At 43.3% G+C, this 12,704-nt stretch carries 9 protein-coding genes; 7 read left to right on the forward strand and 2 right to left on the reverse strand.

The window, feature by feature from the left end:
- Window positions 1-142: 142 nt before the first annotated feature.
- Together F612_RS0107935 and trmA are read right to left on the reverse strand one after the other, a co-directional pair.
- Window positions 143-910, reverse strand: coding sequence for a sulfite exporter TauE/SafE family protein (locus tag F612_RS0107935; RefSeq protein ID WP_019557231.1), 768 nt, complete (start codon window positions 908-910; stop codon window positions 143-145).
- The gene (trmA, locus tag F612_RS0107940; RefSeq protein WP_019557232.1) at window positions 907-1,995 is read right to left on the reverse strand and encodes a tRNA (uridine(54)-C5)-methyltransferase TrmA; all 1,089 of its coding nucleotides are present in this window, start codon (window positions 1,993-1,995) and stop codon (window positions 907-909) included. The genes F612_RS0107935 and trmA overlap by 4 nt, the downstream gene beginning before the upstream one ends.
- Before the next feature lie 286 nt (window positions 1,996-2,281).
- Here trmA and F612_RS0107945 point away from each other — a divergent pair, with 286 nt between their 5' ends.
- The 7 genes from F612_RS0107945 to dtd all read left to right on the forward strand — a co-directional run bounded on the left by F612_RS0107945 (window position 2,282) and on the right by dtd (window position 12,633).
- Entirely contained in the window at window positions 2,282-3,526 is a 1,245-nt protein-coding gene (locus tag F612_RS0107945; protein WP_019557233.1) for a diguanylate cyclase, read from the forward strand.
- Window positions 3,527-3,750: 224 nt separating this feature from the next.
- The gene (gene metH / locus F612_RS0107950; protein ID WP_019557234.1) at window positions 3,751-7,476 is read left to right on the forward strand and encodes a methionine synthase; all 3,726 of its coding nucleotides are present in this window, start codon (window positions 3,751-3,753) and stop codon (window positions 7,474-7,476) included.
- Between the two features lie 409 nt (window positions 7,477-7,885).
- A complete protein-coding gene (locus F612_RS0107955; protein ID WP_019557235.1) occupies window positions 7,886-8,374 on the forward strand; it encodes a YeeE/YedE family protein in 489 nt (162 codons plus the stop codon).
- Window positions 8,375-8,441: 67 nt separating this feature from the next.
- Entirely contained in the window at window positions 8,442-8,999 is a 558-nt protein-coding gene (locus tag F612_RS0107960; RefSeq protein ID WP_019557236.1) for a DUF6691 family protein, read from the forward strand.
- 263 nt (window positions 9,000-9,262) lie between these two features.
- Entirely contained in the window at window positions 9,263-11,083 is a 1,821-nt protein-coding gene (gene typA, locus F612_RS0107965) for a translational GTPase TypA (protein ID WP_019557237.1), read from the forward strand.
- A gap of 150 nt (window positions 11,084-11,233) precedes the next feature.
- Window positions 11,234-12,199: a prolyl aminopeptidase gene (gene pip / locus F612_RS0107970; protein WP_019557238.1), complete on the forward strand. Its 966-nt coding sequence runs from the start codon at window positions 11,234-11,236 to the stop codon at window positions 12,197-12,199.
- On the forward strand, window positions 12,196-12,633 hold the full coding sequence (gene dtd, locus F612_RS0107975) for a D-aminoacyl-tRNA deacylase (protein ID WP_019557239.1): 438 nt from the start codon (window positions 12,196-12,198) through the stop codon (window positions 12,631-12,633). The genes pip and dtd overlap by 4 nt, the downstream gene beginning before the upstream one ends.
- Window positions 12,634-12,704 lie beyond the last annotated feature (71 nt).

Consider the following 12,704-nt stretch of genomic DNA (forward strand, 5'->3'; position numbering starts at 1 on the left):
TAACTTCAAAGAGGCAGCCGACTTGATCGACTGTCTACAAGGTTGAGATCGTTATCTTTAAACCCTTTCTCAGAGAGAAAGATATTATGAACATGTTACTTATCTCGACCGAACATTTCATTGACAAGATAATGGATTTTATTTAAAGCAGATGAGATACGTTTTCATAAAGAATAAAGACACCCATTAAAACCAAGAAAACGGCAAAACCCTGTTTCAACTGATGTTGATTGACCCTGCTACTCAGTTTATGCCCTAACCAGCTACCAAATACGCCAATCGTAGAAAAAATGCCAATCACTTGCCAATCGATGCTTAAATTTAATGCCTCTAGTACTTTTATATACCCAATAAAACCAGAAAATGAATTCATGGCGATAATAACCAAGCTCGTACCGACCGCCAATCGCATTGATAAACTGCCTAGCAAAGCCAGTGCTGGAATAATTAAAAACCCACCTCCTACTCCGACTAAACCTGTTACCGACCCAACAAGAAAGCCATCAATGGCAATTTTAATCATCGCACGTTCAGGACCGTCTCTCTCTGAAGGGTTTAATTTAACGGGCTTAAACATCAGATAAGAAGCCACTAACAACAGCATTGCAAAAATTAACATTTGAATGGCACCACTGACAAAGTGTGCAGCCCAAGCACCCGCGACCGCCCCCATCATCCCTGGAAGGCCAAAAACCACAACGGTACGCCATTTAACAAGCTTTTGAAAGGCATAAGGCAGTGCTGCAAAGACACTGATAATACCGACAATCATCAAGGAGCTAGCAATCGCAAGCTTTGTCTCTTGACCCACCACATAGGTTAATACAGGTACCGTCAGAATGGAGCCACCAGAGCCCAGTAAACCTAACGTTATGCCTATAAAAAGCGCACCCACCCAAGCTAAAATCATACCGCTTTCCTTTTTAAAAAGACACCGCTTTCAATGTGGTGCGTATACGGAAACTGATCAAATAAAGCAGACTCGACAATATCGTGGGTTTTCTCAATTTCGATTAAGTCTATCGCCAAGGTTTCTGGATTACAGGAGATGTAAATAATACGCTCAAACTCTGCCACCATTTTACGGGTTAAGTTATCTAGCCCCGAACGTGGCGGATCCACAAAAATCGTCTCAAAATGATAGGAGGCTAAATCGACCTCTTTTAGCCGAGTAAATTCTTGTCCCTGCAACGCTTGTGAAATTTCTTCGGCAGCCATCTTGACCACAGTTACGTTTTCTACCTGATTAGCGGCGATATTAAACAATGCGGATTTTACTGAGGTTTTTGAAATCTCAGTTGCCAATACGCGATTATAAAACTCCGATAACGCAATCGAAAAGTTGCCATTACCGCAATACAGTTCAATTAAATCACCCGCTGCACCTTTAGAGACCTTTCGAGCCCAGTGCAACATTTTTTGTGCAACCCCAGCATTCGGCTGAGTAAAAGAGTTTTCGATTTGCTGATAAGTAAAGATCTTACCATCGACGTGCAATTTCTCGATGATAAAATCCTGTTCTAAGAGAATTTTTTGCTTTCTAGCACGGCCAATGATATGCGTAATGGGTAAGGTTGTTTTCAATCGGTTCGCAGAATCCAGCCAGGCCTGGTTACCTTCAATTCCGCATCGGTAGATCAATGTCACCAACATGTCACCACTGAGTGTCGCTAAGAAATCCACTTGGAACAGTCGTAGACGTAACACCTCATTGGCCGTAATCTCTGCCATCAATTTTGGCATTAAGTCTGCAATTGACTCAATCGCCATGGGGCACTGCTTTATATTCACCTTCTGCTTGGTTTCCTGGTCAAACATAATGTAATCAGTCTCATCTCCTTCATGCCATATGCGGAATTCTGCACGAGCCCTGTAATGCCGAGGTTCAGAGGCAAACACCGTGAGGTGATGTAACGATGGGATCAAATCCTGCAAACGCTGGGTCTTTTCAGCCAGCTGAGATTGATATTGTTCAGGAAAAACTTGGCAGAGCATGTTCACATCCAGACTAAGCGGTTAAGTGATAACATTGAGAGAGCAGCTCTCAACACCGATAAAATCGGTATTATAGCAATTATCAAGGTGAAAAGCATGACTCGCACGTCACCTAAAATTAGGTGCTATAAGCGTTAAACATGTGAATCAAACCCTTTAAAATATAGAGTCCTACTTAAGCTTTATCACCCTACTCTTTGATATATTAGCTATTACGCTCGTGCATCATTTTATGTATACTATTTATGCAGTTAACAATCAACAATCAATACGGCTTATAAACCCTATGGCTAAAGATGCCTTTCTCATTATCGAAGACCAAAAATCAATGGCGCTCCTTCTACAGAGAGAGTTAGCACTTCTCACCGATTTGACTATTTATATTTGCCACTCATTGGCCGAAGCAACAGCTCTGCTTAATACAAATATCAATATTGCCGTTTGTTTGAGTGATTTGAACCTCCCGGATGCCCCACAGGGTGAAGCAATTGATCTGTTATTACGTAAACACATCACCACCATCGTGGTCACGGCAAGCTATAATGATGAGATACGCCAAGCAATGTTCAAACGAAAAGTGGCCGACTACGTTCTCAAAGATGGCCTCTCCTCAATTCGTTATGCCGTACAAACTGCTCACACCATTTACCGCAACAGTCAAAAACAGGTTTGGTTATTGAGTACAAGTTCTAAATCCAGCTCTAAACTACTCGGTATGTTACGCATTCATCATTTTCAAGTTTCACTCTATGAAAGCTGTGATGAACTGCAAGAAGATCTTAAAACGTACTCTCCTGACCTGCTCCTGTTGGATGTTTCTGATGACTTTTCAAACCTTGAACTCTATACACTCGTCAACCATATCCGTTCGCAGTATTCCCAAAACCAACTGCCCATGATGTCTTGTGCGCCAAGCGAAAACATTGCAGCCACCATCAAACTCATGAAATATGGCGTGAATGATTTTTATAATACGAGTTTTACAGCTGAAGAATTTTACATACGGGTTCAACAAAACATTCAACAAGCAGAATCCTTTCTCGAAATCGAACGAATCTCTCAAACCGATGCTCTCACTGGAATTTTTAACCGAGGTCATTTTTTCAAAGCCGGTGGAGAACGTTTTGAGCAACTTCAATCTTCTCAACAATACTTTTTCACCGTAATGGCGGATATTGATCACTTTAAGCGAGTCAATGATAACCACGGTCACCAAAAAGGCGATGAGGCCATTACCTATACGGCCCACAAAATCGAACAAACTTTTTCGAATCATCTCGTCGCTCGATTCGGCGGCGAGGAGTTTTGCATTTTAGGCCAAGTAGAAGATGCTGCCGAAATAGAAGCCCTTTGTGAGAACCTTAGAGCTACCATTGAGAACGATTCTTTAAATACGACTGGCGTTTCGTTTACCATTAGTTTAGGTTTGACCTATTCTGGGAAAAACTTAGAAGAAGCCGTTTCAAAAGCTGACAAAGCGCTATACCGTGCAAAAGAGTCTGGACGTAACCGTGTTTCTACGGAATTTTAAACCGACAATCACTCATCAAGATCCTTGGTCACCAAGCAAAAAAATTAACAGTGTATTTAAACCTCACTTTCCTTTCAACATTCAAAACAAAACAACGACCTTCTTTCATATTTTTCAACCGCTTTACGCTACTTTTTACCCCAGGTAACAATCGTTTTCTTTAACATTTTTTAGGCACATTCGGTTAAAATAGCAAGCTCATAAATCAAAACGATGAAATACCAATGACATTACGTGCACAACGCCTGACCACCTTAAAATCCTTACTAAAAGAGCGTGTTTTGGTGCTTGATGGCGCCATGGGAACGATGGTGCAAGATAAACAGCTTTCGGAAGAAGAGTTCCGTGGCGAGCGTTTTGCCGACTATCACATGGACATCAAAGGCAACAACGATATCCTGGTTATCACACAACCAGAAATTATCCGTGACATTCATTTGGCGTTTCTACGCAACGGCGTGGACATTCTTGAGACCAATTCATTCAATGCCACCACCATTGCGCAAGCCGATTATGACATGCAAGATTACGTCGCTGACATTAATTTGCAAGCCGCCTTGGTGGCTCGTCAAGCCTGCGATATTGCAGAAGCTGAAGATGGTAAACCGCGTTTTGTGACCGGGGTTTTAGGGCCGACTAACCGGACTGCGTCTATCTCACCTGACGTCAATGACCCAGGTTATCGCAACACCTCATTTGATGAACTTGTCATAGCCTTTAAACAAGCGACTCATGCACTCCTTGAAGGCGGTGTAGACACCATTCTGATTGAAACCGTTTTCGATACTTTGAATGCCAAAGCGGCCATATTTGCTGTAAAGGAAGTCGAAGATGAAGTCGGTTATGAAGTGCCCATTATGCTGTCTGGCACGATAACAGATGCCTCAGGTCGTACTCTTTCTGGCCAAACGACGGAAGGTTTCTATAATGCCGTCGCCCATGCTGAACCGCTTTCGGTCGGTTTGAACTGTGCCTTAGGGCCGCAAGAATTGCGTCCTTATGTAGAGGAGCTGAGTCGCGTTTGCGAAACCTATGTCTCGATTCACCCCAATGCAGGTCTGCCGAACGAATTTGGTGAATATGATGAAACGCCTGAAGAGATGGCGGAAGAGATCTCTATCTGGGCAAGGCGCGGTTGGATCAATATCATCGGTGGCTGCTGCGGCACGACGCCTGCACATGTCCAGGCAATGGCCGAAGCCGCTTTAAAGCATCCGCGCCGTCCACTGCCGGAGATTAAACCTGCCTGTCGTTTATCAGGTTTAGAACCTTTAAACATAGATGAAACCTCTCTGTTCGTCAATGTCGGTGAACGCAACAACGTCACTGGCTCAGCTAAATTCAAGCGTTTAATCATAGAAGATAACTATGAAGAAGCTATTGATATTGCCATTAAACAAGTTCAAGAAGGCGCACAAATCATCGACGTCAATATGGATGAAGGCATGTTGGATGCCAAGGCGTGTATGAGTCGTTTCTTGAATTTACTGGCCTCTGAACCGGAAGCCTCTCGCGTGCCTATTATGATTGACTCCTCTAAATGGGAAGTCATTGAAGCCGGTTTGAAATGTATTCAAGGTAAAGGTATCGTTAATTCGATCTCGTTAAAAGAGGGCGAAGAAGCCTTTATTTACCATGCGAAACTGGTCAAAAAATATGGTGCAGCAGCGATCATAATGGCCTTTGATGAAGATGGCCAGGCAGATACCTTAGCGCGAAAGATTGAAATCTGTCAGCGCTCTTATGATGTATTAACCCAAAAAGTAGGCTTTTTACCGCAAGACATTATTTTCGATCCCAATATCTTTGCCGTGGCGACGGGGATTGAAGAGCATAATAATTACGGCTTAGATTTCATTCATGCCGTGACCTGGATTAAAGCCAACTTACCGCATGCCAAAATTTCGGGCGGCGTCTCAAACGTTTCCTTCTCTTTCCGTGGCAATAACCCTGTGCGTGAAGCAATCCACTCAGTTTTCCTCTATCACGCCATCAAAGAAGGTATGGATATGGGGATTGTAAATGCCGGACAGATGGCCATTTATGATGACCTACCAGAAAAACTACGCCAAGCTGTTGAAGACGTTATTCACAATACCGATCCAGAAGCGGGCGAACGTTTACTGGATATCGCCGCCACCTTTTTGGGTGATGGCACCACGGCCAGTAAAGAGGCTGACCTATCTTGGCGTGAAGCACCTGTCGCAAAACGTATTGAACATGCTTTAGTGCGTGGCGTAACGGACTTTATCGTAGAAGATACTGAAGAAGCGCGCTTAGAACTCGGCGCACCGATTAATGTGATTGAAGGTCCACTTATGGATGGCATGAATGTAGTCGGCGATCTGTTCGGTGCCGGAAAAATGTTCTTACCACAAGTGGTTAAATCCGCGCGCGTCATGAAACGTGCGGTGGCCTACCTTGACCCTTTCCTGGCGGCTGCAAAAAGCACTGGCCAGGCGCGCGGAAAAATCGTCATGGCAACTGTTAAAGGCGATGTCCATGACATCGGTAAAAACATCGTTGGTGTCGTTCTGCAGTGTAATAACTTTGATGTCATCGATTTAGGCGTTATGGTACCGGCCGAAAAAATATTGGATACCGCCATCGCCGAAAATGCCAATGTCATTGGTCTATCAGGCTTAATCACGCCTTCACTTGAAGAGATGGTCAATGTTGCCAAACTGATGAAAGAACGAGGTATGAATTTACCTCTACTCATTGGCGGGGCAACCACTTCCAAAGCTCACACAGCCGTCAAAATTGAACCGCAATACGACTGCCCCGTTGTTTATGTCAAAGACGCCTCGCGCGCGGTGGGTGTAACGCAAAGCTTGATTTCAAATGAATTGAAAGCCGACTATGCCGCTAAAATTCGCGCTGAATATGAAACGGTTCGTGAAGAACGTAAAGCCCGTGCCAAGCAGGTTAAACGTATCTCGATCACCAAAGCCCGTGAAAATCCTTCTATTGAAAACCAGGCGTGGTCAAATTATGTTCCGGTTAAGCCGAGTTTTATAGGCCGTAGAGTTCTGGAGGACTTTCCACTAGAAACCCTACTTGAAAAGTTTGATTGGTCCCCCTTCTTCCAGTCATGGGAACTACATGGTCTTTACCCACGCATTTTGGATGACAAAGTGGTTGGTGAAGAGGCCAAGAAAGTATTTGCTGATGCGCAGGCGATGGTGAAACAAATCATCGCTGAAAAATGGCTAACGGCGAAAGCGGTCTACGGTTTCTACCCAGCCAACCGCGTGGGTGACGATATTGAAGTTTATGCTGACGAATCACGCACTGAAGTCATTCACCGCTTTCATCATCTTCGTCAACAGGCTGAGAAAAAACGCGGGGGTGCTAATAACTGTCTATCAGATTTTATTGCCCCTAAAGAACTCGAAGGAGTGGCGACTGGCATAAAGGATTACATCGGTTTCTTTGCCGTCACCGCAGGCATTGGGATTGATGAACATATTGAACGCTTTGAAGCGGACCTTAATGATTATGACTCCATTATGCTTAAAGCCTTAGCGGATCGTTTTGCAGAAGCGTTTGCAGAAACCTTACATGAAATTGTCCGCACAGGAGAGTGGGGGTATGCCGCAGATGAAGCACTGGGCAATGAAGATTTAATCAAAGAACGCTACCAAGGCATTCGCCCGGCGGCGGGTTATCCCGCCTGCCCAGACCACACCGAGAAAGGTACTTTATGGGAACTGCTCAAACCAGATGAAGCCATTGGCTTACAGATTACGGAAAGCTTTGCCATGTTTCCGACGGCGGCGGTTTCAGGGACCTATTTTGCACATCCAGAATCGCGTTATTTTGGCGTAGGCTCTATTGGTCGAGATCAAGTTGAGGACTATGCCGAGCGTCGTGGTTGGAGTATTGAAAAAACCGAGATGTGGTTAGCGCCCAACCTGGGTTACGATCCAGAAGATTTCTCACAATAAACCACCATGAGTTTACTAAGCAAAAAAGCCTAAGGTCACTTAGGATTTTTTGCTTTTATCGATCCTATAGCACCTTCTCCTTCTTACCCCCTTAATCACATTCTCTTGCACCGCCCTTGAAACCCTTTGAATCTTTTCTCGATTATTTTTCTCTCAGGTCTTTAATGGTCAGCTTTGAGCACTCTGACGTGACCAAAAGACAGATCCTAAATGAAGACTAAGTCTTTGTTAAACATGAATTATTAAAAGCAAAAATCCCCAGCGGCCATTTAACTATAATGCCTCAACACCTCTAGCACAACCTACGTAATAAAATATACTTATTCGCCCCATAAATCTTCTTCGTTGACTCTAATCAATTAAAAGCACACGATGAATGTATAAAACATTGATTTATAAGGAAATACTTATGGAAATATTCGTCTGGTCAGGGTGGTTAGCAGGTCTCGCAATTGGCCTTTTTGTAGTATTACACTTTTGGCTAATTGGTAAACCCGCTGGTTGCTCCACAGGTTACGGTAATGTCTGTGGAATAATGAGCCGCAAACTCAGCTACTATCATGAAGGTGAGTACAAAAATAAATACAGTGTAAAGCTTTGGTTTCTTATCGGCATACCTCTGGGCGGTTTTTTAAGCTCTCTAAGCTCCACCGAGCTTTGGCATTTAAGTTTTGATATGGGGATGTATGACGCAATTTTGCCACAAAGCATAGTCGCTAAAGCGATTTGGCTCATATTTGGGGGCATACTACTTGGTTTTGGAGCGCGACTTGCTGGTGCTTGCACAACCGGTCACGCACTCGTTGGAGGCGCGATGCTAAACCCAACCAGTTTATTCGCAGCGGCCATATTCTTTATGAGTGCCTTCATTACAACCCATCTGTTATTTGACATATAGGACTGGCATACAAAGAATTCAGCATTCTGATGTTCAATCACCATAAACCATTAAAAGGACGCTTAAAATGCCAACGCCCGAGATCGATCTTAATCACAAAACTGAAGAAAACAGTCCCAATCTATCGCGCCTGCAAAAGATGAAGTTCACGATTCAACATTATTATTACAGCTATCGAACGAATATCTCAGGCATATTATTAGGTGCGTTATTTGGTTTTTTGATGAGTCATGCCGGTGCGACCACTTATGATTACCACGCTAAAATGTTTTTATTGATCGACTTGCAACTGGTAAAAGTGATTGGCACTTCAATTGTTGTCGCCATTATCGGAATCTCACTTTTAAAGAAATACAAAGTACGTGCGATCTCCACAGGGGTTGAAGTGGATTTTGTGAAGAAAAAATATCAAGAGGGTTTGATAACGGGGGCATTCTTGTTTGGAGTTGGTTGGGCAATGACGGCTTCCTGTCCAGGAACCGTTCCTGCGATGTTGGGCGAAGGAAAAGTCGGGGCTATCTTCACCTTGATAGGATTGCTCCTCGGCACGATGGCCTATGGCGTACTACAGACCTATAATGCTCACAATAAAACCCTGGAACGAACCCACCACAACCAAGATTAACCCATAAACGCTCTATTTATTGGCTGAAAACCGACAACATAATGGTAATTAACTCAGTCAATACACCTACTTAGACTGTTTCATTTTACTTTAGTGCATGCGTATTTGGGTTATCCACAATAAAAGCACTGATTACACTATCAATTCTTGAGTATTTCATTATAATACCTTCTTTTTCAATTCCTTAGCGCACGACTAATTCCAGAAGATTTTATAGGGATTCGCTAAGTGTAAGAAACCATTCGTAAAATAGAGAGCCATTAATGACAACTCAACATATTCGCAATATCGCTATTATTGCCCACGTTGACCACGGAAAAACAACCCTGGTAGACCAACTATTAAAGCAATCAGGAACGTTGGATATACGTAAGGATACTGGTGAGCGATTAATGGATTCTAACGATCTTGAGAAAGAGCGCGGAATAACGATCCTTTCTAAAAACACTGCGGTTAAGTGGAATGACTACCGTATCAACATCGTAGATACTCCGGGTCACGCTGACTTTGGTGGTGAAGTAGAACGTATTCTTTCTATGGTTGACTCTGTATTGCTATTGGTTGACGCGGTTGAAGGGCCTATGCCACAAACGCGTTTCGTCACTGAAAAAGCACTTGCACAAGGTTTAAAGCCGATTGTTGTTATCAATAAAATCGACCGTCCTGGCGCACGACCTGACTGGGTACTTGACCAGACTTTCGATCTTTTCGATCGCTTAGGTGCGACGGATGAGCAGATGGACTTCAACGTTATCTATGCATCGGGTCTAAACGGTTTCTCTGGTTTTGAAGAAACGGTTCGTGAAGGCGATATGGAGCCTATCTTCCAGACGATCGTTGATAAGGTATCTCCACCTGACGTTGACCTTGGTGGTCCTTTCCAGGTACAGGTTATCTCTCTTGATTATGATACCTATAAAGGTGTTATCGGAACGGGACGTATTAAACGTGGTTCTGTTCAAACGGGTATGTCAGTACGTATCGTTGATAATAAAGGAAATATTCGTAACGGTAAGTTTGCTGAAATCTTCGGTTATCACGGCCTTGAGCGCATCAGCATTGATGAAGCACACGCCGGTGACATCATTGCCTTTTGTGGTTTTGACCCTCTTATGATTTCTGAAACAATTTGTGATCCTGCTCACCCAGAGCCATTACCAGCTTTAACGATTGATGAACCTACTGTGAGCATGACGTTCCAGGTAAACAACTCACCTTTCGTTGGTCAAGAAGGTAAGCTGTTAACATCTCGTCAGATTCGTGAGCGTTTGGACAAAGAATTAATTACCAACGTTGCATTACGTGTTGAAGAGACTGAAGATGCGAACAAGTTCCGTGTGTCAGGTCGTGGTGAACTTCATCTTTCTGTCTTGATTGAAACCATGCGTCGTGAAGGTTTTGAGATGGGTATCTCTCGTCCGGAAGTTATTTTCCGTGAAATTGATGGCGAAACCCAGGAACCTTATGAAAGCCTAACCGTTGATGTTCCAGAAGAGTCTCAAGGGACTGTTATGGAAAAACTAGGAATGCGTAAAGCCGAAATGAAAGACATGATTCCTGATGGTCATGGTCGTGTCCGTATTGACTTTATCATCCCTTCACGTGGATTGATTGGTTTCCGTACAGAATTCATGACCGCGACGCAAGGTAATGGTTTATTGTTCTCTAGCTTCTCTCATTACGGCCCTAAGTTTAAAGGTACTTTAGGTGACCGTACTAACGGAGTATTAATCTCGATTGCACAAGGTAAAGCAGCTGCATTTGGTCTATTCAACCTGCAAGATCGTGGTCGCCTATATATCGGTCATGCGGAAGACGTTTATGAAGGTATGGTTATCGGTCTTCACAGCCGTGCAAACGACTTAACGGTTAACCCGATTAAAGGTAAGCAGCTAACAAACATGCGTGCTTCAGGTACAGATGAAGCGTTAACATTGGTTCCACCAATTCGTTTCTCACTTGAGCAAGCACTTGAATTCATCGATGATGATGAATTAGTTGAAGTAACCCCTGAAAGCGTTCGTATCCGTAAAAAGGTGTTAACAGAAGCTGGACGTAAGCAAGCTTCTCGTTCAAAAAAATAAAATAAGAGCTCTCTAGCGCCCTGATCAGGCGCTGGTTTCTTATCATAAGCCGGTACTATTTTAATAGTGCCGGTTTTTTTTTGCGTAGCCGTTTGTTTCTAAAATCCATTTTCAGGTACACTAATTGACAAACAACCTTGGAAGTAGACCATGCCTTTACAATCCATCCTCTATCCTCAGATTGAACCATTCGTTCAACACAGCTTGCAAGTAGATAATACGCACTGCCTCCATATCGAAGAGTGTGGCAACCCCAATGGCATCCCTGTGGTCTTTATACATGGCGGACCCGGTGCAAGTTATAGTCCTATTCACCGACAATTTTTTGATCCTCAAACCTACCGTATTATCTTGTTTGATCAACGCGGCTGTGGACAATCGAGACCCCATGCGTGCCTGACGAACAACACCACAGCCCACCTCATTGAAGACTTGGACAAGATACGTCGCTATTTACAAATCGATAAGTGGTTACTGTTTGGAGGCTCGTGGGGCTCGACCCTTGCTTTGCTTTATGCGCAGGCTTATCCCGAAAGAGTATTTGGATTGATTCTTCGCGGAATTTTTCTCTGCCGTGAGCAGGATATAAACTGGTTCTATCAATCAGGGGCAAATCGCTTTTATCCAGAGTATTGGAGGGACTTTACTGCACCTGTAGTGACTGAAAATCGTTCAAATATGATAGAGGCTTACCATCAGCTGCTGACAAGTGAGAATGAAATTGAAAGAATGCGTGCTGCTGAAGCCTGGTCCGCCTGGGAAGGCAGAACTTCAAATTTAGTGACTGACCCAAAAACCGTGCATCATTTCAGTCAACCATTCCATGCTTTAGCAATGGCAAGAATAGAGTGTCATTATTTTTATCACCAGGCTTTTATTGAGGAGAATCAAATTCTCAATAACAGCCAAGCCATTAGCCATATTCCAGCCATTATTATTCACGGCCGTTATGATATGGTTTGCCCCATCAATCAAGCATTTGACTTACATGATGAACTCCCACAATCAAAGCTCATTATCTGCAGTCATGCAGGGCATTCTGCTATGGAATCCGAAAATGCAACCGCTCTAGTCAAAGCGACAGATCAATTTGCCACAGAGTTAAATACATTATGATCTGTCTGATTCAGCGCGTTACGCAAGCCAAGGTCGTAATCGATCAAAATACGGTTGGTCAAATTGGATTAGGTATGCTCGTTTTAACGGCCTTTCAACCTAATGATCATTCCCAAAATATTCATAAAATGGTGAATAAACTATTACATTATCGATTATTCGCGGATAAAGATGACAAAATGAATCTGAATATCCAACAAGTTGAAGGTCGTTTCTTGCTCATCCCACAATTTACGTTAGCTGCAGACACTCAAAAAGGATTACGTCCTAGTTTCTCGGGCAGTGCCGAACCCAAAATAGCAACGATGTTATTCGATGAGTTTGTGGATGAAATGACTAGCGCATCGCCCCTAATTGAAACAGGAAAATTTGGAGCCGATATGCAAGTAACATTGACGAATGATGGCCCGGTGACCTTCTGGTTAGAAACCTAACATCGATATTTTCCAACAATAACTAAAATCCTATTTTATTTTAAGTGGTTAGCCTATAAACTAGAACCAAA

The sequence above is a fragment of the Thiomicrorhabdus arctica DSM 13458 genome, assembly GCF_000381085.1.
Taxonomy (GTDB): Bacteria; Pseudomonadota; Gammaproteobacteria; order Thiomicrospirales; family Thiomicrospiraceae; genus Thiomicrorhabdus; species Thiomicrorhabdus arctica.